Here is a 23829-nt window from a genome sequence, read left to right on the forward strand (position 1 = left end):
ATGAAACGCATCTTCCGCATCCTGATCGCCGCAGTCATTTTGCTCGGTGGTTTCGCCATGTTTGTCCTGCTGGCGAAGCTGAAGAAAACCCCGCTGCCCTCCCACCCGCCGAAGGCGTCGCAGGAGGTGGAAACGGTCACCGCGCGGAAGCTGGAACTTCAAATCGCGATCCCCGCCCAGGGAACCGTCGAGCCCGTCACCGTCACCCGCGCCGCAGCGGAAGTGGAAGGTACGGTGATCGCAGTAGGTGCCGAATTCGAGGCCGGCGGTCATTTCAAGACCGGCGACATGCTGCTTGAGATCGACCCTTCCGACTACAAGGCCGCGCTCGCCCAGACCGAGGCTTCGCTTGCCGAGGCCAAGCTGCAGGTCGCGCAGGAAGAAATGCGCGCCGAACAGGCGAAGCGCGACTGGGAGCGGATCGCGACGCCCGGTCAGGTTGCAAACGACCTCGTCCGACGTATTCCCCAACTCGCCGCCGCTCATGCAAAAGTCGAAGCCGGCCAAGCCGCCGTCGACAAGGCCATGAAGGATTTGGAGCGTACCAAACTCCGTGCCCCCTACGACGGCCGCATCCGCAAGAAGCTGGTCGATCTGGGCACCCGCGTCGCGAAGGCCGGGCCGCTCGCCGAATTCTATGCGACCGACGTCCTTGAAGTCCGCCTGCCGGTGCCGCGACAGGATGCAGCCTTCTTCGACCTCCGCGGCCAGGAAATCACGCTACGCGAAGCCGGTGGGACTCGCACCTGGAAGGCCGTGGTTGATCGCACCGAGGGCGAGATCCAGCGCGAGAACCGCTCGATCATCGTCGTCGCCTGCATCGACGGGAAGGCTCCCGATGCACCGCTGCCGGGGCAATTCGTCCACACCGATATCGAAGGCCGGAAGATTCCTAATGTGGTTCGCGTGCCACGCCGCGCCTTCGCCAAGAGCGATCGCGTGATGATCGTCAGCGACGGCCACACGATCACCACCCGCCCGGTGAAAATCATCCGCACCGAGAAAGAGGACGTGCTCGTATCCGAGGGCATCGAGGACGGCGAGCAACTCTGTGTGACCGCCTTGACCGCGGTGATCGAGGGCATGGAGGTCGAGGTCGTGGCCCGCGACGGAAAGGAGGCTCCGTGAAGGGGCTGATCTTCTTCTGGGCGCGCAACAAGGTCGCCGCCAATTTCCTGATGATCGCCCTGCTGGTGCTGGGCATCTTCACGTGGATCCGGCTGAAGAAGGAGATCTTCCCGGAGATCTCCTCGAACTTCATCACCGTCCAGACGCCTTACCCGAATGCCACGCCCGAGGAAGTCGAGAAGGGCGTTTGCTTGCCAATCGAGGAAGCGATCCAGGACCTCGACGGCATCGAGCGCCTGACCTCCACCAGCGCGGAAGGCCGCGGCGTGGTGGTCGTGGAGGTCACTGCCGGCAAGGACGTCCGCAAGGTGCTCAACGACGTGAAGAGCCGCGTCGATGCGATCCAGAACTTCGCCGAAAGCGTCGAGAAGCCGATCATCGCCGACGTGCTGCTCAAGCACCAGGTGATGAGCTTGGCGATCACCGCCGATACCGACGAACGCACCTTGCGTGCACTCGCGGAGGATGTCCGGGACGACCTGTTAGCCTTCAGTGGCCGGGCTCCTGAAACCGCGTGGGAAAAGATCAAACAAGGCGGCACCAATGCCCTGCTCGGCGACGCGCGCATCACCCAGATCGAGCTGACCGGCGTCCGCGACCATGAGATTTCCATCGAGGTCTCGGAAGCCACGCTGCGCGAATACGGCATGACCTTCGAGCAAGTGGCGAATGCCGTGCGCTCGACGTCCATCGACCTGCCCGGTGGCTCCGTCCGCACCAATGCCGGTGAGATCCTCATTCGCGCCCAGAACCGTCGCTACGAAGCGGCCGATATCGAGGCCATCACGGTGGTGACCCGTCCTGATGGCAGCGTGGTGAAGCTGTCCGACGTCGCCAAGGTCATCGATGGCTTCAAGGAGGAGGACCTCTACTCCCGCTACGACGGCCATCCGGCAATCGTGCTGAACGTTTTCCGCACCGGCGATGAGGACACGCTGCGCGTAGCTAAGCTCGTGCGCGACTTCGTCGCCGAGAAGGAAGCCCACGTGCCGAAAGGCGTAAACCTCGAGATCTGGAACGATGAATCGGTCCTGTTAGAAGGCCGCATCCATTTGCTGCTGAACGACGGCTTCCAAGGCTTTGTCCTCGTTTACATCGCGCTCGCCCTTTTCCTGCGGCCGGCCCTCGCCTTCCACGTCGCGCTCGGCATTCCCATCGCCTTCGCGGGTGCCTTGATCGCGCTGCCCTACGGCGACATCTCCGTGAATATGATCTCGCTGTTCGCCTTCATCCTGGTGCTCGGCATCGTGACGGATGACGCGATCGTCGTGGGCGAGCGGGTGAACGAACGCATCGAGCAAGGCGAGCCCGCCCACCTCGCCGCGCCGCGCGGGACATGGGAGGTCATGAGCGTCGCCGCCTTCGGCGTCTTCACCACCATGATCGCCTTCATGCCGATGTTCGGCGTGCAGGGCGTCAGCGGGAACATCTGGCGACAGATCCCGTGGATCGTCATCCCCGTGCTGATCGTTTCGCTGATCGAGACCAACTTCATCCTGCCCTCTCACCTCGCGCACCTGAAGCCGGTCGATCCGAACCACCCGAACCGCTTCCTGCGCCTCCAACAGAAGATCGCCGGCCTGCTCGATCGCTTTGTGAAAAGCGTCTATGGCCCGCTGTTGGAAAAACTCATCGTGTGGCGACACGCAACGATCGCCGGATTCGCGACGGTGCTTCTGATCGTCCTGGGGCTGCTGGCAAGCGGAAGACTGGTGAAGTTCGAGTTCATGCCACGCGTCGAGGCGGAGATCATCAGCGCCAAGCTCACGCTGCCGAATGGCGTGCCGGTCGAAACCACCGAGGCCGCCATTCGCAAGATCGAGCAGGCGGCCCTCGATATCCAGCGCGAGATCCAGGACGACCACGGCCGGCCAATCATCAAGCACCTGCTGGCCAGCATCGGCTCGCAGCCCTACACGCCCGGGCTCAGCCTGCAGGCGTCCAGAGGCGTGAACGTCGGCGAGGTCACCGTGGAATTGCAGGGCGCGGATTCGCGCAGCAGGCCGGAGTTGCTCGCCGATGCCATCATCGCCGATTGGCGCAAGCGCGTCGGCCCGATCCCCGGCGCGGTCGAGCTTTCCTTCCAGCTCCAGACCTCCGCGGGCGGCAATGCCGTGGACCTCGAGCTCACCGGCCCCGACATGGACGAGCTCGATGCCGCGGCCGAGTTCATGAAGGCCGAGCTCGCCACCCAGGAGGGCATCATCGACATCGGCGACAGCAATCTCGACGGCAAGCGCGAGGTGAAGCTGGCCGTGACCCCGGGCGGCGAGGCGCTCGGCCTGCGCCTGGACACCATCGCGCGCCAAGTGCGGCAGGCATTCTTCGGCGAGGAAGTCCAACGCCTGCAACGCGGACGCGACGAGGTCCGCGTCTATGTCCGCTATCCCTACGATGAACGTCGTAGTTTGCAAAACCTCTCCGACATGCGGATCCGCACCCGCGACGGCGCGGAGATTCCCTTCAGCGAAGTGGCCGATGCGGAAGAGGGCCGCGGCTACGCCCTGATCCGCCGTGCGAACCGCTTCCGCTCCATCAATGTCACCGCCGACATCGACCGCACCAATCCGAACGCCAACGCCAACGTCGTGGTGGACTGGATGAAGGCCGATGCCTTCCCGCGGATGAAGGAGAAATTCCCCTCGGTGATGTGGGGCTTCCAAGGCGAGCAGAAGGACCAGCGCGAGAGCGTCAACGACCTGTCCAAGGGCTTCGTGCTCGCACTCTTCGGCATCTACATGGTGCTGGCGCTGCCGCTGCGCAGCTACGTCCAGCCGCTGATCGTGATGTGCGTCATTCCCTTCGGCATGATCGGCGCCGTGGCCGGGCACATCCTCTTCGGGATGAATTTCAGCGTGATGAGCATCATCGGCGTGATCGCGCTCGCCGGCGTGGTGATCAATGAAAGCCTGGTTCTGGTGGAGTTCATGAACCGCTATCGGCGCGAGGGCCACTCCGTGCGGGAGGCTGTCCTGAAAGGCGGCCGGGCGAGATTCACGCCGATTTTCCTGACCTCCATTACCAGCTTCATCGGCCTCGCGCCGATGATCATGGAGACCAGCGTGCAGGCGAAGTTCCTGATCCCCATGGCCGTCAGCCTCGCCTTCGGCGGCCTGATCAACCTCTTCAATACCCTACTGCTGGTGCCCTGCGTCTACGCCCTCTTCGAGGACATCCGGGCGAAGCTCTACACGCCGGAGGCACTGAAGCAACACGAGGAAGAACTCGCGCTCGATGCCAACGAGCACGCGCTGGAGAACGGAGCGTAAATGCCGCTCGCATTTGCGACGGATCTACGTCACTTTTCCGACATGAGCATGCTGACCCTCACGCCCACCGCCGCCCGTGGCAACCTGTCCAAGCTGCTCCGCCAGGCCCTGAAGGGCGCGGACATCGGCATCGTGGTGGATGGTAAGATCGTAGCCTTGCGACCGGTCACGGTGGAATCCACCGACTACGCGGCACGGGAGTACGGCGTGTCCGACACTGAGCTGGAGAACTTCGAGAAACGGATCCATGGCCAGATCAAGAAAGCCGGCAAAGAAGGCAAGCTCCGCGAGTTCAAGGGAAACCTCGAAGCCCTCGTTGCAGGTAAGGATCACTGAGGATCTCCTGGAGAAGATCCGCAGTCTCGGCAAACGCGAGCGAAAGGAGATCGGCGAGGCGATGAACCGCGTCATGTCCGGCTGGGGCCAGCCGCACGTCCACGCGGGCATCGGGATCCGGCGTCTCACCCGCACCATCTACGAATGCAGGGTCGGCCTCGACGACCGGCTTGCCTTCGTTTTCATCGCTACCCCGCCTGAACTCGTATTTTTCTTCCTCGGCGATCACGACGAGATCCAGCGGCTAATCCGTAGAAAGTGATACTCACCGGATGACTTGCCCGATTCCCCCTCTCCTCCCAATCTCCCGCCCATGAAACCGCGCCGCCGCGAGCACGAAGCCAGGGACAACCGCCACGCCCGCAAACCGGAAGAGAGCACCTCGTCCGTGCCTTCGCTCGATGAGGACGACCTCATGCGGCTCATCGCCGAGAAGAAGGAGCCCTTTCTCCTGATCCTCGACTGCGTCCAGGACCCGCACAATCTCGGGGCCATCCTGCGCACGGCGGACGCTGCCGGCGTGCACGCCGTGGTCGCGCCGAAGGACAAGGCGGTCGGCATCACCGAAACCGTCCGCCGCATTTCCGTGGGTGCCGCCGACCATGTCCCCTTCGTCCAGGTCACCAATCTGGCGCGAACCATGGAGCACCTGAAAAAGGCCGGCGTGTGGCTGGTCGGCACCACCGACCACACGGACAAGCTGATCTACGATCTCGATCTGAAAGGCCCGCTCGCCATCGTGCTGGGTGCCGAGGAAAAGGGCATGCGTCGGCTCACGGAGGAGAACTGCGACTTCCTCGCGAAGATCCCCATGTCCGGAAAAGTGGAGTGCCTGAACGTCTCCGTCTCCGCCGGTGTCTGCCTCTACGAAGCCGTCCGCCAAAGGGCCGTCGCTAAGGCATGACTTCCCCCATCCGCATCCTTTCCGACCTGCACCTCGGCCACCGCGTCTCGCGCATCGAGTCGGTGGAAAGCCTGCGGCCGCTCATCGCCGGAGCGGGCACGGTGATCTTCAACGGGGACACTTGGCAGGAACTCGCGAAGCTGTTCCGCGAACGCTCGTCGCAGATGCTCGAGGAGCTCAAACGCCTCTGCGACGAGGAAGGGGTGGAGCCCGTATTTCTCCCCGGCAATCACGATCCCGGCTGGCCGGGCACCGGCTGGGTGGAACTCGCGGGCGGTCGCATCCTCGTCATCCATGGCGACTCGCTCTTCGACGATGGCTCCCCGTGGAGCCGCGAGGCACTTACCCAACAGCCCGAGGTCGCCGAACTCTGGAGACGCCACCAAGCCGCGGTCAATGATCCCGCAGCCCGGATCGTGCTCGCCCGTGAGATGGCCCTGCTGCTGCGCGCCCGCGAGTATCCGAAGGGCAAGAAGCTGTGGCAGCGCGCGCTGGATGCGCTCAATCCACCGACCCGCGCTTTCCAAATGATCCGCGTGTGGACCACCCAGGCGGACGCCGCGGCAGCCTTCGCCGAGCACTATTTTCCGCGAGCGGAAATCGTCATCAAGGGCCACTTCCACCGGGCCGGCATCTGGCGGAAGCGCGGCCGGCTGGTCATCAATCTCGGCGCCTTCATGAATCCCTGCCCGGCACTGTGGGCGGAGTTCGACGGCAGCCAGCTCCGCTGCGGGCGGGTGGACGAAAGCGGACCATCCTACCGCCTCGGCGATCTCTGCGGCACGTGGAGGCTGCCGCGGCTGCCGCAAGACACGATTGGTGCCTAACGAGTCTTGTCACCCTCGCCCGCCGTCTGCTTTAGCTAGCGTGGAGTCCCGTCGAACGACCGGGCGACCGGCATTTTCCCCTTCCCTCCCCTATCGAGGTTTTTTGGACCAGAAGATACCGGCCAGTCGGGTCGCTCCCGGGGCTCCGCCATTCACGGCTGACCCAGCAGCCAGGAAATATGCGGCGTGTAGTAGTCCGGCTCCAGCAGGAAGGAGTCGTGCCCCTTGTCGGAGTGTACGGTCACGTGCATCGCGTTCACCTTGGAAGTCTCCAGATGCTTGGTGAGTTCCGCCTGCTCTTCCGGATAGAAACAGAAGTCGGAGTCGATCGAGAAGACCAGCCAGCGCTGGCCGGCCTCCCGGCAACGTGAGAAGAGATCCTCGGGCGATTCGGCATCGCCCTCGTGGGCACCGTCGAAGCGCGACCACATGTCATTGATGCGGAGGTAGGTGTTCGCGTCGAATCGCTTCACGAACTTCTTCCCCTGGTGGAGCATGTAGCTCTGGAACTGGTCGCGAACGCGATACCACGCGAGGATGTCGTCCGGCTGCACCACGTCCTGCCGCGCGCGACGCTCGATCGCATCGAGGTGCACGAAGGTCTTGTGCGAGATCATCCGCGCCAAGGCGAGGCCGTAAAGCGGGCCGCCATTGCCACCGTCGTAATAGTCGCCGCCGTTGAAATGCGGGTCGTTCTCGATCGCCAGGATCTGCTCGAACAGGATCAGGCGGTTCAGAACGGTCGTCTTGTAGCCCGCCGCGATCGACACGACGTTCTTCACCCGGTCCGGGAAACGCGTCGCGAAGGTCAGCGCGATCAGGCCACCGACCGACGGTCCGATGGCAGCGTGCAGCTTCCCCACGCCGAGGTGATCCAGCAGCTTCGCCTGCAGTTCCGCCTGGTCCGCCGTGGTGACGTGCGGAAAGGCCGAGCCCCAGGGCTTGCCGGTCTCCGGGTGGATCGACGCAGGCCCGGTCGAGCCGTAGCAGCCGCCGAGGTAGTTCGCGGAGATGATGAAATACTTGTTCGTGTCCAGCGCCTTGCCCGGGCCGATCATGTCATTCCACCAGCCCTCGTGCATTTCCGGCTGCCACATGGTGCCGGTGCCGGGGATGGCGGGAGTGTGGCCGCAGGCATGGTGCGAGCCGGACAGCGCGTGAAACAGCAGGATGCCATTGGTGCCCTCGGCATTCCGCGTCCCCCACGTCTCATAGGCCAAAGTCGCGGACGGCAGTTCGCCGCCCTCGCGCAGGCGGATCGGTCCGTCCTCGATCGTGAAAAAGTGGGTCTCGGTGTCCGCCACGGCGCGCCGGGTCTAAGACGGGGCCGGGAGATTGGCCAGCGGAATCCGGGGAACTCAATTCGACCGCGGATCCTCCGGAGCTTCCGCCAGGATCCGGTGATACGGCGACATCGAGCGCAGGATCTCCGCCCACAACTCGCGGTCGTGGCTTTGCCCCAGCAGATCCGTATTCGGCCGGGTAGTGATCCACGTATTGCGGCGGATCTCCCCCTCAAGCTGCCCGGCGGTCCAGCCGGAGTAGCCGACGAAGGCTCGCACCAGCGTGCCCGGCTTCCGGCTGTGCTTGATCGCCAGCTCGGCCGGGATGCGGACGTGCCATTTCAGGCGGTTGTCCTCCGCCCACCAGAAGGCCGAAAAGGTCAGATGCTCACGCGACACCGGCCCGCCGAGGTGGACGGCCACGTGTTTCAGCGGATCAAAGGCCGGTTCCTTGAGGAAATCCCCGACGCTATGCCCGGTCGGATGGTTCAGGATCAATCCGAACGCGCCGTTTTCCGCCGAGTGATCGGCCAGGAGGATGACCGACCGGTCGAAGATCCCATCGTGCAACGACGGGTCAGCCAGCAGGATTTGGCCCTGCAGGTGGATGGGGGAATCGGTCTCACTCATTTGTTCTGTTGGAAAATACGCCCGCCCCCTCGCTTCGCCAACGGGAAACCCCGGCCGATTTAAGAATCCCGCTTTCCTCGCCCGGCCCCGTATTCATCCTCTCGCTCATATGAATGGTCATCTGCTCCTGCTCGGCGTCCGCGGCCCGGAAATCGCGCCGGACGAGGCGGAGATGTTCCGCAAGCTCCAGCCCGCCGGCTTCATCCTCTTCGGTCGCAATATCGTTTCCGCCGAGCAGACCCGCCGCCTGACCGATGATCTGCGCTCGCTGTCCCGCGACGAGCCGATCCTCGCGATCGATCAGGAAGGCGGACGCGTGACCCGCACCAAGGACATCGCGCCCAGCCTGCCCTCCGCCAATGCCCTCGCCGCGAAAGGCGACACCGTGCTCGCCGCCAAGGCCGGCGTTTACACCGCCGACCAGCTCCGCCTGCTCGGCTTCAATCTCGACTTCGCCCCGGTGCTCGACCTCGACCACCACCCGGACCTGCAGAACTCACTGCGCGGCCGTTGCTGGGGTCGCGATCCTCAAAAAGTCATCGACCTCGCCGGCAACTGGAACCGCTGGCTACGCAAGCGCTCCATCCTTTCCTGCGCCAAGCACTTCCCCGCCTGTGGCCGGGCCATGTCCGATCCCCATCACGACCTGCCGGTCAGCGATGCCACCATCGCCGACCTGCTAAAGGAAGACGTGATCCCCTACACCGCGCTGATGCCGGAGCTCGATGCCGTGATGCTCGCGCACGTGCTCTTCCCCGCCATCGATGCGGAAAAGCCCGCCTCATTATCGCGCCGCATGATCACCGATTTCCTGCGCGGCCAGCTTGGTTTCGACAAGCACCTCGTGCTCACCGACGACCTCGACATGGGTGCCATTGCCGACCGCTACCCGGACAATACCGACGTGGTCGCCGCCATCGAAGCCGGCAATGACCTCGCCATGATCTGCCACCGCACCGAACGCGCGGAGCACGCCGCCAAGCTGCTCGGCAAGCTATCTCCATTTCTCATCGCGGACACCGAGAAGCGCCTTGTGAAGTTCCGCAAGAAGCTCCACGGCCCGCTCAAGTGGTCACAGGAGAAATGGGATTCCGTGTCCCAGGAGATCGCCGATCTCGCGGCCCAAGTGCCGGAAGCCGGCGCCACGCTGCCGAACTCCCCGGTAGCGGACTATTGAACAAGCCCGCGTCGCCAGCGGCCCCACCGGGAGCGCCGGTCTTCAGACCGGCTCGAGTGGTCCCATTGTCGATCACTTCTTCATCGAGACTGGAGGACGGCCCAAGGATGCCCGCCATTCTTCGCCCGCCCGTCTTCAGCCCAGCGATTGGGGACCATTCGAGCCGGTCTGAAGACCGGCGCTCCCGGACACCCACACCTGCGAAGCGGAATGAATTCCCCCTCCCAGTGTCACATGCTCTGCATCTCCGAGACGATTTTCGTCAGCGGTATGAATAAGGCGAACACCATGATGGGCACAAAGCCAGCCATGAGCAGCAATCCCAAGCCAGCAATCCACGCCCCCGCTTTTCCTTTTCCCCAAATGAAGAACGCCGTGATCACCGACATCACCATCAGTGCCACTGCAACTCCCCCGCTATGACGTAAGGCAATTCCGCTGATCACGGGCAGTTGGGCATCAGCATCCAGTTCAGCAAACATCGCTCCGAACTTCGAAGCGGTCGAGCAAACGAACAGCCCGACGACCAACAAGACCAGCGTCAGCACCGTCGCGAAAACCCGCGCCAGCAACAGCGCCTGAGCCGACCGCGCCACGGAGCGCTCCACCGCCATTTCCAGCGGCTCATTCATTCCTTGTCCTCCTTCCCTCGCAGCACGTCGAAGAGACCCTCCACCTCTTTCACCACGCCCTCGGCTTCCTTGATCACGTCGCGGCCCTGCTCGATGACGTCGCCCGTGCGCTCCTTGAGGTGACCTTGCAGATCCTTGTCGAGCACCTCGCTGGTGAACTTCAGCACCTTCTCACCGGTCTCCGGAATGATCTCGATCATCCGCATCCCTGCTGCCTCGATCAGCCGTGCTGTTAGATCCTCCTTCGGATCATCCAGCGTGCCGGTGATGTGCAAGCTGGTCCACAGCAGCCCGCGCTCGCCCGGGGAAAACACGATTGTTTCCGCCCCCGGAATCCGCGCGAGAACACCGGGTACCAGACCGAGACGGAAGCGACCATCAAGTCGTTCCTGCTTGTCCAATTTCAGCGAACCTTCCAAGCGCACCAAGCCTTCACTCGCGATCACGATGTTCCGCAGATCCACCACGCCGTCTTCCCATCGGTAGTCCACCGTTCCTTCTTCCAAGGCAAGCCGGCGGAAACGGGTGGTGTCGGCATAAGCCGCCAGTGAGTCCAACAGCGGCAAGGCGGTCAGCACGCCGTCCGTGTGCTTGAGATTTCCCTCCACGATCGGGCCATGCGGACCGTGCTCCACCGTGAACTCGGACTCCACCTTTCCGGCGATCCGCTGCTTCCAAGTCTCCGGCAGGACCTCCGAGCACATCACATCGCGCAGGTGGCCATTGAAGGCGTAGCCGTCGCCCTTCACCGACATCTCGCCGGACAAGTCGAGCCGACCGCTTTGATAGACACGGAAATCCGCCTCGGACAGGGATACCGTGTCCTCGTGATAGCGCAGCCGCGCCTTGCCGAGCGCCATCGGCGGCGCCCACTTCCACGGCAACTTCACCGTGCCGTCATTGCCCTCCGCACGGTAGCTGCCCTTCGACGCGTCCGGCGTGATTCGCCACGAGGTGCCGGCGATGCTTACCGGCCCGCTACGGGTGATCACTTTCAGCGCCGAATTCCCCACGTCCACCAGCTTCACCTCCACCTCCTGGGGCACCAGGCTGTCGTACCATTTCTTCCCCTTCGGCGGTGGCGGTGGCACCACGACCTCGGGCGACTTCTCCACCCGGTCGGCGGCAGTCGCGTCGATCTCCACCTCGATCTTCCGCGCCCGCGCCTCGTCGATCCGCCACTTCCCTTCCCACCAACCGCCGAGTCCGACGTCCACGCGCAGGCCTTCGGAATCGATCGACCGGACGATGCCCTCGCCCGTCGCCGTGAAGGAGTCGGTATCCATGCTGGTACCGATCCAGCGGAAAGGGCTGAACTCGCAGGTCACGCCAATCGCCTTGCCCGCCTCGGTCGCCAGCATGTGACGAAAGCTGTCGCCGTGCAGCCAGCTCCGCAGCCCGACATAGCCCCCACCTAACAGGACCACGGCCCCGCCAAAGGCGATCACCCCGCCCCGCACCAACCAGCGGTTGCCCGTCTTTCCCTTCGCCACGGCTGCCTTGCGCCTGTCTCTTCGGCTCATGAGAAAAAGCTGCCCCCTTTCCCCCGCCGGGGCCAGAGGATTTAGGGCCGCGGATTTGGGAAGCCGGAGGGCGGAATAACTCGATCCCTCAATCTCCCAATCTCCCCACCCACCCTCCCCGCTTGCACCGCCCCGCGGCCCGCCTACACTTCCCCCCACATGCACGAGGAAATCTCCCTGGCCCGCGAAGTTGAAGCCATCCAAATCCCCAGCGGCGACGCGATCACGCTGCCGGCCGGGACGCCCGTTTTCATCACCCAGCGCCTCGGCGGCACCTACACCGTGGCCACCTCCGCAGGACTGGCACGGATTTCCTCGAAGGACGCCGACGCCCTCGGGGTGGATCTCGAAAAGGAGAAGGTCAAAGTCGCCGAAGCCGAGCGCCTGAAAGACGCCCCGCTCGAAGAACAAGTGTGGGGACAGTTGAAGGGCGTCTATGACCCGGAAATCCCGGTCGACATCGTCAATCTCGGCCTCGTGTACGACTGCGGCATCGAAGAGCACGACGGCAAGAAAGTCGTCACGGTGAAGATGACGCTCACCGCTCCCGGCTGCGGCATGGGCCCGGTCATCGCCGCCGATGCGCAGGCGAAGATCATGACCATCGAGGGCATCGACGATGCCAAGGTGGAACTCGTTTGGGACCCGGCTTGGAATCAGGACATGATCTCCGAGGAAGGGAAGATGAAGCTCGGGATGATCTGAAGGTGCCAAGCGCAATCACCAATCATCAAATCCCAATCATCAATCGAAGGGCCGCTTCGCGGGAGCGGGGAAAGAAAGTGTCCCCGCGGTCAGATGGCGTCCATTTTTCCAAACTGATCGATTGATCATTGAACGATTGGTGATTGATGATTTGCCTTTCCCAGATTGGTGATTGAAGGATTGGTGATTGGTGATTTCTGTCCGGTGTGTCCTCGGGAAAGCATGCCGGTTCCTTCGCCGCTACCGCACTGGTGGTGGCGAGCATGGTCGGCACGGGGGTCTTCACCTCGCTGGGCTTCCAACTGGCGGACCTGAATTCCGCTCCGCAGATCCTACTGCTGTGGCTGCTCGGCGGTCTGATCGCCTTGTGCGGGGCCTTTTGCTACGCGGAAGTCGCGGCGCTGCTGCCCAAGTCGGGCGGGGAGTATCACTTCCTCCGCTCGATCTATCATCCCAGCCTCGGATTCATGGCGGGGATGCTGTCGGCCTTCGCCGGCTTCGCCGCACCCACGGCGATCACCGCGCTCGCGTTCGGTGAGTATTTGCACAAGTCATGGGGTGGACTGGAGGTGCATCACGCCGCGGCACTGGTAATCCTGGCGGGAGCAGCGGCCCACTCGGTGAGCACGCGGACCAGCGCACGGGTGCAAGTGGTGGCGACAGGTCTCAAGCTGCTCTTGATCCTGACCTTCATTGCCGCGGCCTGGATGCTGCCGGGCGAAGGCGATATCCGCTGGACGGTGGACGTGAAGACGGATGCCGCGGCAGTGATCACCCCGGCCTTTGCGATCTCGCTGCTCTATGTCACCTATTCCTACACCGGCTGGAATGCCGCGGTTTACGGACTGGAAGAATGGAACGACCCGCAGCGCACCGTGAAGCGCGCGCTGCTATGGGGCACGGTGCTGGTCACGGTGCTCTACGTCGGACTGAATGCCTCATTCCTGCACGCCGCCCCGGTTGCAGCGCTCAAGGGCCAGGAGGCGGTGGGGCACATCGCGTCCACCTCGCTGTTCGGCGCGCAGGCGGCGCGAATGATCTCGGCATTGTTTGCGATGGGCCTGTTCGCCTCCGCCAGCGCGCTGCTGTGGGCCGGACCACGGGTCCTGGCTGCGATGGGGCGGCACATGCAGTCGCTGTCGTTTTTCGCCCCAAAGGGCGAGGTGCCGCGGCTGGCGCTGGGATTCCAGATAGCGGTCGCGCTGATACTAGTCTTCCTGTTTTCCGGAAAGCTGCGGCAGCTCATGGATGTCACGCAGGTCGGCCTGACGATTTCCACCTCGCTGGTGGTGGCGGGGTGCATGGTCCTGCGCTACCGGCATCCGGATCTGCCCCGTCCCGTGAAAGTGCCGCTCTATCCGCTGCCGCCGCTGGTGTTCCTGGCGATGTCCGCGTTCATCGTGGCATTCTCCGCCGTGAAGGAGCCGCTGCTGACACTGGGAGGGGCCGGGCTCGCAGTTTTCTTTGCGCTTGTTTGGTTTCCGCTCAAAATGCTCAGGAGATGAAAAGACTGCTCCTCCTGCTCCCATTGGCCTGCCTCGCCGCCTCCTGTGGTCCATCCAAGCCACCGCGCGGGCAAACCCAGCAGGTCTATGACCCGAACCAGCAAACCTTTTCCCCGGCGGAGGGTGAAGCCACGGCCGATGATGTCGCGCGCTTCCTCGCTGGCCGCCCGGTCGAGCACGGCGCGGCGCTCTCGCAGATGCAGCAGACCGGGAACTATCAGGACCACGTCCGCCTGATGGGACAAAACTGGCGCGTCTTCGCCTCGAAGCGCACCGGCAAACAACGCGACTGGTCGGCGGCGAACATCCGGCCGCTGGTGGGCGACTCGCGCACCTTGCTCTATCCCTTCGGCGGTCCGGATCTCCTGCACGCCATCGCGCTTTTCCCTCAGGCCTCGAATTACGTGCTGCTCGGCCTCGAACCGGCGGGCGGCCTTCCCTATCTCGACAACCAGGACCCGGGCTCGGTGATGGCAGCACTGGACCGGCTCGGCGTGGCGATGGATTCGCAGCTCAAGCACGGCTACTTCATCACCAAGGACATGAAGGGCGACCTCGCCGGCGGCGCGATTCCCGGGGTGACGCCCATCCTGCTCGCCAGCCTCGCGCTGATGGATGCGCAGGTCCAGAGCGTGGAGCCGCTCAATGCCGGCGGCCGCAGCGGTGTGGACATCCGCTTCCGCCTGCCCGGCGGAGGAAACCGGCGCGCGATCTACGTCTCCGGCGATCTTTCCAACGGCGGCTTCAACTCATCCTACCGTAGCTGGCTCTCCAGCTACGATGGCAGCGTGGCCTACTTCAAGGCCGCCTCCTATCTGACGCACGACTCGGGCTTCTCCGGCATCCGTGACTGGGTGCTCGGCAATTGCCAGGCCGTGGTTCAGGACGACTCCGGCATCCCCTACCGCTACTACGACTCCAGTAAATGGGACCTCCGCCTGTTCGGCGACTACGACGCGCCCATCGCCCTGTTCGCCAAGCACGCCCAGCCGGACCTGAAGGCCGCCTACGATGCCAGCGGCGGATCAGCTATCCCCTTCGGCTCCGGCTACCACATCCGCGACTACGAGGCGAACTTGCTGATCGCGGTGAAGCGCTGAGACGCATCGCACGGCTTTCATCGGGCGTTCGCGAAAAGCTGTTGCGATACCTCGACGGCCACCTCCATCGATCCCGGAGGGATCTCAGCGAGTAGCCGGTGGTCGCAGCCGCGAAGCGGCGAAGACCACCGGATACCAAGGGCGGCGAGAGGAATCCCGGAGGGGATTCTAGCCGGGCCGTAAGCACACCGCGGTATCTAACAATCACCACTACGTCGGAACGAGGACGGGGATGAGGGATGCGTCCCTACTTCGCTTCGGGGTGACCCCTGGCCCCGTCGGAGCATCATAAGGCCCGCAAAAACGGCCCGTCCCGCCATGACCTCGCGACACCGTGACGCGCGATGACGATCTGTTCGCGCGGCCAGATATATACCCGCCGGCCGGACGAGCCGATCAGCGCGTAAAAGTCCCGCGGCTGGCGGCGCGACAAACACGCTCCTCGCCAAAAGCCAGTCGAGGCCGGCGGATCCAGCGCGTCTTCCACCTCGATCTCCCGGCTGCCCGCATTCCGCCACAGGCCGCCGCCGAACATCGGATTCGCGGCCGACGCGCGGGTGATGCGCGCGAACTGAGCCGCGTCAAAGCCATCTTCGTTCTCGCCGGAAAGCAGGCGGGCAATCGTGCGCCCGAGCTTCCCGAGTTCGTCCACACTCAGCTCCGCCCCGGTGGAGAGGTAGAAGCGCCCCTTCTTGTCCGACCGCCAATCCGGGCTACCCAGGCCAACCGGCACCATCACGGCGCGGTGGAGGAATTTCTCCAAGGTCTCGCCGCGGGCGGAGAGCTTGCGCTGCATCAGCTCCGCCAACACTTCGGAGCAAGCCGGACCATAGCGGAAAAAGCTCCCGGGCTCATCGATGGCGCGTAGGGCGACGGCATTGCGGCCCTTGTCGGTGGGATTGCGATAGAGCGCAGCGACGCCCGCTTCGAGGCCAGCGGTTTGTTGGAGCAGCATCTGCACGGTGATGCGCTGCTTTCGACCATCCCCACGCCATTCGCGGATGGTGTCGGCAGCATGCTCGCCCGGATCCAGCCACCCCTCCGCGGCGGCCCGGGTCGCACCGAGCGCGGCGAGGGCTTTGGTGATGCTGAGGATCGGACCTTCATACGAGGTCTCCCAACCTTCCACCCGTGAACCTCCACGCCACGCCGCCCAGCCGCGGCAGCCGTGTTGCTTCGCCATGGCGTCGGCGCGGTCCAAAGGGACCGGGCGGCCTGAGTCCGAGCTTGAGCCCGGGGTGGAGGCACAACCGGCGCAGGCGGAAACCATGGTTCCAAGGAATCCGCGGCGGGAAATCGTCATCCTCCGCTCATAGCCGCGCGGGCGTCATCGGGAAAGCCACAACTCGCGTGTTGTGCCTGAGGACGGAATTTGCATGATTCGTGACATGATTCGTTGCCTGCGCCTCGCGACCCCCATCGTGGCCCTCACCTTCGGTTGTCTTTCCGCCCAGGAAGCACGCACGTGGACCGATCTCAAAGGCCGAAAGCTCGAAGGCGCCCTGGTCAAGCAAGACGACTCCACCGTCTGGGTCCGCAAGGGCGACGGCAAGGAGATCGCGATCCCGAAAGCCTCGCTCAGCGAGGATGACCGCAAGCACCTTGCCACCGCTCCCGCCCCGCCCCCCGGGGCCGCGACCGCTGCCTCCAGCAGCGGACGCTTCCACACCGTCCGCCTCGATCCCTCGGCTTGGAAGCCGCGGCCGGAAGGATTCAAGATCGGCACCTTGCTCTACCCCATGACCTTGGAGACGGAGCACTTCATCATCGCCGGCGGGCCGAAAGTCCGCGCGGCCATGATGATGACCTACGCGGATGCCTGCGAACGCCTGTGGGCCGACATCGCCGCGGACATCCCACCGGTCAAAGCCGCTTTCGAGGGCAGGAAATTGCCGGTCATTCTCGCGGACGATGCCAAGGATGCCGAGATATTTGCCAACTGGCACGAGAAGCATGCCGACGCCAGCTCGACGGTGTCCTCCAGCTACAGCCTCACCCGCTCGTCCATCGCCAGTTTCGCGCTCGACACGGATTTTTCCAAGGAAGCCGGCCTCACCATCACCGGCAGGCTCTTCCGCCTCGACGCCAAGGGAGCCGAACACCAGCGAAAAACCTGGCCCCAGCGCATCCACTTCCTGACCGGCGACATCATCTGGCACCTGCTCTCCAGGGCCAACAACAACGGCGAATACTCGCTCGCCTTGGTGAAGCTCAGCTTCAACTACCACCGGGAAGAACTCGTCTGCGGCAAGATCGAGTCCGAGGTGAGCTTCGGCGGGGGTACCGACGTGGAGGGCTTCAAGAACGGCCGCAACTGGGCCGGAGCGACCAAGAAGCTGCTCAAGGGCGGCGCGACCCCGGATATCGTTGCTTTCATGAAGGCCCGCGGCTCCGATGCCGAGCCCCGCGACCTCGGATTCGGGCTCGGGCTGATGCATTTCATCCACGCGGCTCCCGACCGGATCGCCGGCTTCGCAAAGATTCTCGAAACCGCCGGCAAGGATGACAAAGTGCCCGATCCGGAGACCTTCGCCAAGGGCCTCGGATTTGACTCGCCCGAAGCCCTGAACAAGGCGTGGAAGGACTACATGCTGAGCGACGCCTTCGAGTGATCCCGCCTTGCTCCCGGCGGCCGGCTCCCCTACACCCGCGCCGTGCTCACGATTCACAAGCTCACCAAGACCCTCGGCGGCCGCACGCTTTTCCGCGATGCCGAGTTCTCGATCAACTGGGGCGAACGCATCGCCTTGGTCGGACCGAACGGTGCCGGCAAATCGACGCTTTTCCGCATGATCCTCGGCCAAGAGGAGCTGGACGGCGGCACCATCGAGCGCGATGACTACGCGATCACCGGCTATTTGGCGCAGGAAGCCGGCGACCCGGGCGATGAAACCGTGCTCGAGATCGCCATGGGCATCACTCCGGAGATGGTCGGCTACCTCCGCGCGCTGCGCGAGCACGAGGCCAAGGGCACGACCGACGACCCCGAGTACGCCCACGCCCAGGACCAGTTCAACCACCTCAACGGCTACCAGCTTGAGCCAAAGGCGAAGAAGGTCCTCAACGGCCTGGGCTACAAGGAGGCCGATTTCCACAAAACCGCCCGCGAATTCTCCGGCGGCTGGATCATGCGCGCCTATCTCGCCCGCCTGCTGGTCATGGAGCCCGACCTGCTGATGCTGGACGAGCCGACCAACCACCTCGACCTGCTTTCGCTCCTCTGGTTCCAGCGCTACCTGATGAACTACCCCGGCGCGATCCTCATGATTTCGCACGATCGCGACTTCATGGACGCCATCATCGAGAGCGTCGTGGAGATCGATCCCGATGCCGCCGAGCTGCTCTCCTACACCGGCAACTACACCAGCTACCTCGAACAGCGCGAGGCGCGCTACGAGCAGAAGGTCCAAGCCTACCGGAACCAGAACAAGGAAATCGAAGGCCACCAGGAATTCATCGACCGCTTCCGCCAGGTCGGCTCGAAGGCCGCGCAGGTGCAGTCCCGCATTAAGTTCCTCGAAAAGCTCGACCGCATCGAGAAGCCCCGCGCGCCGCGCAAGCCCTTCAAGTTCGCCTTCCCGCAGCCACCGCGCTCGAACCAGAAGGTCATCGACCTGCAAAAGGTCAGCCAAGCCTACGGCGAAAAGCAGATCTACAAGGACCTCGACCTCACCATCGAGCGCGGCGACAAGATCGTGCTCGTCGGTCCGAACGGCGCGGGTAAGTCCACGCTGCTGAAAATCCTCTCAGGACACCTGCCCATCAATGGCGGCAAGCGCGAGGTCGGCTATGCGACCAAGCTCGGATACTACTCGCAGCACCGCTCCGAGACGCTCAACGAGAACAACACGGTACTCGAAGAAGTGATGGCAAGCTGCACCACGCTGCGCGAGGAAGACGCCCGCGCCATCCTCGGCTCCTTCCTCTTCCGCCGCACCGATGTCGAGAAGCGCTGCTCCGTCCTCTCCGGTGGTGAGAAGTCCCGCCTCAACCTGGTGAAGTTCCTCGTCGATCCGCCGAACCTGCTGCTGATGGACGAGCCCACGACCCACCTCGACATCCTCTCCATCGACTCGCTAGTCAATGCACTCAAGGCCTACGAAGGCACGCTGGTCTTCATCTCCCACGACGTGCACTTCATCCGCCACCTCGCGGAAACCACGCTGCACATCACCCGCAATGCGGCGGACACCGGCAGCGTGCTCACCCGCTACACCGGCGGCTACGACTACTTCCTCGAAAAGAGCGGACTCAATGACGACCGCGGCGCGGTGACCGCCTGAGGCCGGTCACTTGTCCTCTTCGATCGCATTAGGTGCACTCTGGATCACCGGCTTGAAGTAGCCTTCGATCTTGTAGCTCTTCGCCGCCCCCGTGGCGTCGATCTCATTGAAGTCGACGGAGATCCACCCGCGCAGTCGCGTTCCCGGCTCTCCGGGAGCGGTCTTCAGTTTGAGCGATTTCTTGGTCACCTCCCACCGCACTAGCGAATCAGGAGAAGGATAGACGGCCTTGAATTGACAAACGAACTGACGCTTGGCATCGATCTCCACCGTCAGGGAACTCATGTAGGCGGGAAAGCCTCCCGATACTTCGAGTTCCACTCCGTCCCCCATCTTCACGGCATCGCAGAACTCCATGGCATGCTCGCCCTGATGGGTGGAAATGCAGTTCGCCGTCTTCTCGATGAGGAGCAAGTCGTCGGGATCCAGGGTCCCGTCCATCGGGTCCGCCAAACTCCCGTCGGTCGTATCCTCGACGATCCAAGGCTGCCGGGCGGTCTCCATGGTCCCGAAGAACTTGCTGTCCAAATCCGGGACGACCTCGGCGATCGCTACCAGCTTGTCCTCGCACTCCTCCTTCCCGGCACCTTGGGCCACACGTTGGGTGGCGAAAGAGAGCTCCCAAAGCCCGGCCTTCTGGCACGCATCGATCACCTCGATGACCCGCGTGTACTCCAAGGCGGCATCCCCCCGGATTCGCACCGGCTGGTCCTTGTTCTGCTCCGCGAGCTTCGTCAGCTCCGTCTTGAGTTCTTCGAGCGTGAGCTTCTTGCCAGCGAGGTGGACACTGCCGTCAGCGCTTATGTTGACGATGACTTCCTCCTCGGCCGGCACAGCGCCATCGGGCGCCGCTGGAACGGCGACTTTCAACTCGGACTTGTCGCCCAGGAACGCGAGCCCTTTGACGAGTGTCCCTACGGTTTCTTCCAGCTTGTCGATCCGCTGGCTGAGTTCCTCGACCGTGGGATCGGCCAGCACAGGCGAACCAATGAACCCGGACAGGATGGCGACGATGATGGGGGCTCTCATGGTAGATGCGAGACGATCAAGCTAGGAACTAGCCCTTGGACATCGACGGATCAAACCGATTCACGGGTTCCAGAAAATGAGAAGGCGCTTGGCAAATAAGCAGCCTTCGAAAGCCAGACGATGATCGAACTTTCTGGCATGTTTTCCTGCTCAAACAGTGCTGGCATTCCCTTCCGTGTCGGAATTCGGAGTCGGGAAGCGTCGAGCTTGAAGCATCCCCGCAACGGGCCTAGTCTTACCACATGTCGCAAGAAGAACTCCTCAAGCGCATCACCGTCTCCGCGGACATCTGCCACGGCAAGCCGTGCATCCGCGGGCTGCGCTATCCAGTGGAGTTCCTGCTCGAACTCCTGAGCGGCGACAGCACCGAGGCCGACATCCTCGCCGACTATCCCGATCTTGAGCCTGCGGACCTCCGCGCCGTCCACGCCTACGCCGCCCGGCTCAGCCGGATCAAACGGATCGAGCCCCTGTCCGCGGCGTGAACTTCGTGGTCGATGCCCAACTGCCAAGCTTGTTGGTCGAGTGGTTGAAGGATCAAGGTCACGACGCGATCCACACTCTGGACCTGCCCGCGGCCAATCGCACCACTGACGACGAGATTCGGGAGATCGCGGATCGCGAACATCGCATCGTGGTCACCAAGGATTCGGACTTCGTGGATTCCCACTTGCTCGCTCACAGTCCAGCGAAGCTCCTGTTGATCGCTACGGGAAACATCGCAAATCCCGCGCTGCTGAATCTCTTCTCGAGTCATTCGGAATCGATTACCCGGGCTCTTGAAACGTCGGACTTTGTCGAACTTGCCGCCGATTGTGTCGTTCTCCACGACTGAGAAGAAATCAGTTACCTCCCGTCGGAGCCAGCGGGCGGCGGGCGCCAGCTAGAAACTGATCCCCACCTCCAGCAGCAGCCGCTTGTCCGACTCACCACCATCCCGCCATTCACCGCTCCCGGTCAGGTCGAAGAACACGGCACCGTCGCCAGGCAACCAGCGAATCCCGCCTTCTAAGAGCAGCGAATCCCGCCCCGGCACTTGCGGTTCGATGGCGAAGCCCTGACCGGCCGAGCTCTGAAAAATCGCCGAGTCCGGCACGATCGGGCGGTGGCGCCAACCGGCGACGAAGTTCGGGAACACCGGCCCCGCCGCAGTATCGAATCGCCCCCACGTCTGCCAGCCGAGCAGCGTCGTCACCGAGCTGAAATCGCGGCCGCCCATCGCAACGCCACCGATTTCCTGATAGGCATCCAAGCTGCCGAAGGAACCATCAATCCCTAGCACCGGGCCATGCTTCCACGCGCCGGCTTCGAACTCGCGGGTGAACCAGAACGACAACCGGTGCACCGTGGCATCCTGATCGGCCGGGAAAACCATGCCGGATCCAAACCGCCGCAGCTCTTGGTCGAAGACACCGATCTCGTAGGCGAGCGCCGCATGGTAGCCGTCTTTCTTCCAATCGAGCGAACCACCGAAGGCCGCACCCGTTATATCCACATCGCCGAAGCCATCCACATCCAGCCGCGAGTCGATCCCACCGAACGAAAGCTCCGCCTGCCACTCCGGCGTGAGCTGCCAGGTCATGGCAGCACTGGCGCTCCACGATTCGGCCTCGACGCTGTTACCGGCGGACAGACCGAGATCGAGCAGGCGGAAGTCTGCGGAAATCGTCCGGTTCCCCTGCCCCTCGCTGATCTCCGGGCGACCGGAGGCCGCCCCACCGAGCAGCCCGGGTAGAATATACGGCTGGATATTGGCGAGCGACACGCTGCCAGCCTCCGGCTTGATGATCGGGATCGAACCTCCGGGTGATATCTCCGGGTCGCCACTGCCGATGAGGCGCTGGCCGGAGTCGTTCGCGGCCAACATCATTTCGCCCGGTATCCCGCTGTCCATGAAAGGCGCGGTCAATCCGGCGTCAGAAGAGACGACCTCCGCCACGGAAGACCCGATCCCCGCATTGGCCCCGACTTCCGGCATCTCGGCAAAACGGCTGCCCGCCGGCACCGCCTCCGCAACCCGAGAAGGAATCACGGGCGAAATCGCTGGCGCGGCGAAAGCATACGCGGCCTCGTCCCCCACTGCAGGAACCTCCAGTGGGAGCAGATCCGGACTTTGGGAAACCGGCAGCGGCGCGGGAGCCACCGGCCTTGGAGCGGGCACTGCGTGGGCAACCACCGTCGGCTGCGGATTCTCCGCGGGTTGAGGATCGTCCTTCCGAACCGCCACCGGGGCCACTGGCTCGACGGGACGCGGAGTCGGCTCGATGTGAGGAACAGCCTTGTTGTCCTGCTGAACCACGTTGGAACCTCCCTGCTGCGTTCTCGGCAGCAGCGTCAGAAGCAAGGCCACCGCCGCGGCTGCTGCCACCCACCCCGAGCGGCGCGGTGCACCGAAGACGACATGCCGCAGACGGTTGCGCTCCCACCATCCCGGCCGGGCAATGGCCGGCATGGCCTCGCTCAAGCGGGTGCAGATGCGGCCGTAGGACAGCGCCTCCTCGCGCAGGGAAGCATTCACCTCCATGCGGCGCTCAAGGCGCTCGCGCTCTGCAGACGGCATTTCGCCCAGCGCCCAAGCGGTCAAATTATCGCCCGCGGCCGCACCGGTCATCTGGCGGATCAGCTCGCGGCGCTGCTCGTCTTCAAAGGCGATCTCGCCGGGATCGAGCGCCTCCCCCAGCAGGGCGGTGAATTCCTCCAATTCCGCCGCTTCCGAAGCATCGGGTGCCGCGCCCACGGTAGCGAAGGCGGCCAGCAGCTTGCTCCGCTGAGCCGACGACAACTCGATCTCGCCCGGGTCGAGCGCCTCACAGAGGAGCTTCTCAAATTCATCGTCGGGTGCGCTCACCGCCTGCGACTCTCCGTCCGCCTCGGGGCGCGAAGACGACAGCTCCACCTCGCCGGGGGCGAATGCCTCGGCGAGCAGCTTTTCGAATTCGTCGTCAGGCGTCGTCATCGTCCGTGACCCTCCTTCAGCCACTGGTCGCGCAGCTCCTTCACCGCATGGTGGAGCAGATAGCCGACGTGCCCTTCGGTGATGCCGGTGACCTCGCTGATCTCGCGGTAGCTGAGGCCAGCTTGGAATTTCAACCGCACCAGCTCGCGCTCGCGCTCCGGCAGGGACTCCACCATGCGCAGCAGCGCGGAGTTTTTCTCCTCCGTCTCGATCCGGGCGGATGGCTCGGGAATGCCGTCAAAGTCGCGCTCCAGATGATCGTCCTCCAGCGGGACGAGGCGGAACTGCTTGCGCCGGATGTCGATCAGGCGGTTCCGGCAAACGCTGAACAGCCACGCGGAGAGATTCTGCGGGCGGGCCTTGGTGACTTCCGAGGCGAGGCTGAGAAAGGTGTCCTGCACGGCATCCCGCGCCATCTCGCGGTCGCCGCACTGGCCAAAGGCATACTTCAAGAGCGGCTTTTCATAGCGCTCCAGGGTTTCCAACAACCAGGCGTCGGAGGGCTCAGAGGTCAGTGCGGGCATGGAAGGAAACTGCGAGAG

22 protein-coding genes are annotated in these 23829 nt (G+C 63.8%); 14 read left to right on the forward strand and 8 right to left on the reverse strand.

The annotated features are described in order from the left end of the window. The 6 genes from OKA05_RS19820 to OKA05_RS19845 are packed head-to-tail and all read left to right on the forward strand — an operon-like array spanning window position 1 to window position 6464. Window positions 1–1128: an efflux RND transporter periplasmic adaptor subunit gene (locus OKA05_RS19820; protein WP_264488928.1), complete on the forward strand. Its 1128-nt coding sequence runs from the start codon at window positions 1–3 to the stop codon at window positions 1126–1128. Next, the gene (locus OKA05_RS19825; protein WP_264488929.1) at window positions 1125–4397 is read left to right on the forward strand and encodes an efflux RND transporter permease subunit; all 3273 of its coding nucleotides are present in this window, start codon (window positions 1125–1127) and stop codon (window positions 4395–4397) included. The genes OKA05_RS19820 and OKA05_RS19825 overlap by 4 nt, the downstream gene beginning before the upstream one ends. A 42-nt stretch (window positions 4398–4439) precedes the next feature. Next, complete coding sequence (locus tag OKA05_RS19830) at window positions 4440–4733, forward strand: hypothetical protein (protein WP_264488930.1); 294 nt, start codon at window positions 4440–4442, stop codon at window positions 4731–4733. Next, window positions 4714–4995, forward strand: coding sequence for a hypothetical protein (locus OKA05_RS19835; protein WP_264488931.1), 282 nt, complete (start codon window positions 4714–4716; stop codon window positions 4993–4995). The genes OKA05_RS19830 and OKA05_RS19835 overlap by 20 nt, the downstream gene beginning before the upstream one ends. Window positions 4996–5046: 51 nt before the next feature. Then, window positions 5047–5637 carry a 23S rRNA (guanosine(2251)-2'-O)-methyltransferase RlmB gene (gene rlmB, locus OKA05_RS19840; protein ID WP_264488932.1) on the forward strand — a complete coding sequence of 197 codons (591 nt, stop codon included), beginning with the start codon at window positions 5047–5049 and terminating at the stop codon, window positions 5635–5637. Beyond that, window positions 5634–6464, forward strand: a complete 831-nt coding sequence (locus OKA05_RS19845) for a metallophosphoesterase (protein WP_264488933.1) — start codon at window positions 5634–5636, stop codon at window positions 6462–6464. The genes rlmB and OKA05_RS19845 overlap by 4 nt, the downstream gene beginning before the upstream one ends. Window positions 6465–6616: 152 nt before the next feature. Here OKA05_RS19845 and metX read toward each other — a convergent pair whose 3' ends face one another. Beyond that, on the reverse strand, window positions 6617–7768 hold the full coding sequence (metX, locus tag OKA05_RS19850; protein WP_264488934.1) for a homoserine O-acetyltransferase MetX: 1152 nt from the start codon (window positions 7766–7768) through the stop codon (window positions 6617–6619). A 54-nt stretch (window positions 7769–7822) separates the two neighbouring features. Then, a complete protein-coding gene (locus tag OKA05_RS19855) occupies window positions 7823–8377 on the reverse strand; it encodes a YqgE/AlgH family protein (protein WP_264488935.1) in 555 nt (184 codons plus the stop codon). A 109-nt stretch (window positions 8378–8486) separates the two neighbouring features. Between OKA05_RS19855 and nagZ the strand changes: the two genes are divergently transcribed. Then, the gene (gene nagZ, locus OKA05_RS19860; protein ID WP_264488936.1) at window positions 8487–9554 is read left to right on the forward strand and encodes a beta-N-acetylhexosaminidase; all 1068 of its coding nucleotides are present in this window, start codon (window positions 8487–8489) and stop codon (window positions 9552–9554) included. 230 nt (window positions 9555–9784) lie between these two features. Here the strand turns inward: nagZ and OKA05_RS19865 are convergent, their stop codons facing one another. Beyond that, window positions 9785–10186, reverse strand: a complete 402-nt coding sequence (locus tag OKA05_RS19865) for a hypothetical protein (protein WP_264488937.1) — start codon at window positions 10184–10186, stop codon at window positions 9785–9787. After that, window positions 10183–11709 (reverse strand): translocation/assembly module TamB domain-containing protein, encoded by a 1527-nt coding sequence (locus OKA05_RS19870; protein WP_264488938.1) that lies wholly within the window; start codon window positions 11707–11709, stop codon window positions 10183–10185. The genes OKA05_RS19865 and OKA05_RS19870 overlap by 4 nt, the downstream gene beginning before the upstream one ends. A 159-nt stretch (window positions 11710–11868) precedes the next feature. On the opposite strand from OKA05_RS19870, the gene sufT reads away from it, so the two are divergent. The 3 genes from sufT to OKA05_RS19885 all read left to right on the forward strand — a co-directional run bounded on the left by sufT (window position 11869) and on the right by OKA05_RS19885 (window position 15019). Further along, window positions 11869–12414 (forward strand): putative Fe-S cluster assembly protein SufT, encoded by a 546-nt coding sequence (sufT, locus tag OKA05_RS19875; RefSeq protein ID WP_264488939.1) that lies wholly within the window; start codon window positions 11869–11871, stop codon window positions 12412–12414. Between the two features lie 206 nt (window positions 12415–12620). Beyond that, window positions 12621–13919 carry an APC family permease gene (locus tag OKA05_RS19880; protein WP_264488940.1) on the forward strand — a complete coding sequence of 433 codons (1299 nt, stop codon included), beginning with the start codon at window positions 12621–12623 and terminating at the stop codon, window positions 13917–13919. Continuing rightward, window positions 13916–15019 carry a hypothetical protein gene (locus OKA05_RS19885; RefSeq protein WP_264488941.1) on the forward strand — a complete coding sequence of 368 codons (1104 nt, stop codon included), beginning with the start codon at window positions 13916–13918 and terminating at the stop codon, window positions 15017–15019. The genes OKA05_RS19880 and OKA05_RS19885 overlap by 4 nt, the downstream gene beginning before the upstream one ends. A 286-nt stretch (window positions 15020–15305) precedes the next feature. On the opposite strand, the gene OKA05_RS19890 is transcribed toward OKA05_RS19885, so the two are convergent. Continuing rightward, window positions 15306–16202, reverse strand: a complete 897-nt coding sequence (locus OKA05_RS19890) for a serine hydrolase (protein ID WP_264488942.1) — start codon at window positions 16200–16202, stop codon at window positions 15306–15308. Window positions 16203–16407: 205 nt separating this feature from the next. Between OKA05_RS19890 and OKA05_RS19895 the strand changes: the two genes are divergently transcribed. Together OKA05_RS19895 and OKA05_RS19900 are read left to right on the forward strand one after the other, a co-directional pair. Next, window positions 16408–17631, forward strand: coding sequence for a hypothetical protein (locus tag OKA05_RS19895; RefSeq protein WP_264488943.1), 1224 nt, complete (start codon window positions 16408–16410; stop codon window positions 17629–17631). A 42-nt stretch (window positions 17632–17673) separates the two neighbouring features. Then, window positions 17674–19302: an ABC-F family ATP-binding cassette domain-containing protein gene (locus OKA05_RS19900; protein ID WP_264488944.1), complete on the forward strand. Its 1629-nt coding sequence runs from the start codon at window positions 17674–17676 to the stop codon at window positions 19300–19302. Between the two features lie 6 nt (window positions 19303–19308). On the opposite strand, the gene OKA05_RS19905 is transcribed toward OKA05_RS19900, so the two are convergent. After that, entirely contained in the window at window positions 19309–20331 is a 1023-nt protein-coding gene (locus OKA05_RS19905; protein WP_264488945.1) for an ExbD/TolR family protein, read from the reverse strand. Window positions 20332–20573: 242 nt separating this feature from the next. Between OKA05_RS19905 and OKA05_RS19910 the strand changes: the two genes are divergently transcribed. Then, window positions 20574–20816, forward strand: coding sequence for a DUF433 domain-containing protein (locus OKA05_RS19910; RefSeq protein ID WP_264488946.1), 243 nt, complete (start codon window positions 20574–20576; stop codon window positions 20814–20816). After that, window positions 20813–21166: a DUF5615 family PIN-like protein gene (locus OKA05_RS19915; RefSeq protein WP_264488947.1), complete on the forward strand. Its 354-nt coding sequence runs from the start codon at window positions 20813–20815 to the stop codon at window positions 21164–21166. Before OKA05_RS19910 ends, OKA05_RS19915 begins: the two co-directional genes overlap by 4 nt. A gap of 48 nt (window positions 21167–21214) precedes the next feature. On the opposite strand, the gene OKA05_RS19920 is transcribed toward OKA05_RS19915, so the two are convergent. Together OKA05_RS19920 and OKA05_RS19925 are read right to left on the reverse strand one after the other, a co-directional pair. After that, window positions 21215–23287, reverse strand: coding sequence for an autotransporter domain-containing protein (locus tag OKA05_RS19920; protein ID WP_264488948.1), 2073 nt, complete (start codon window positions 23285–23287; stop codon window positions 21215–21217). Continuing rightward, window positions 23284–23811, reverse strand: coding sequence for an RNA polymerase sigma factor (locus OKA05_RS19925; RefSeq protein WP_264488949.1), 528 nt, complete (start codon window positions 23809–23811; stop codon window positions 23284–23286). The genes OKA05_RS19920 and OKA05_RS19925 overlap by 4 nt, the downstream gene beginning before the upstream one ends. Window positions 23812–23829: the final 18 nt, after the last annotated feature.

Source organism: Luteolibacter arcticus, from assembly GCF_025950235.1.
Taxonomy (GTDB): Bacteria; Verrucomicrobiota; Verrucomicrobiia; order Verrucomicrobiales; family Akkermansiaceae; genus Haloferula; species Haloferula arctica.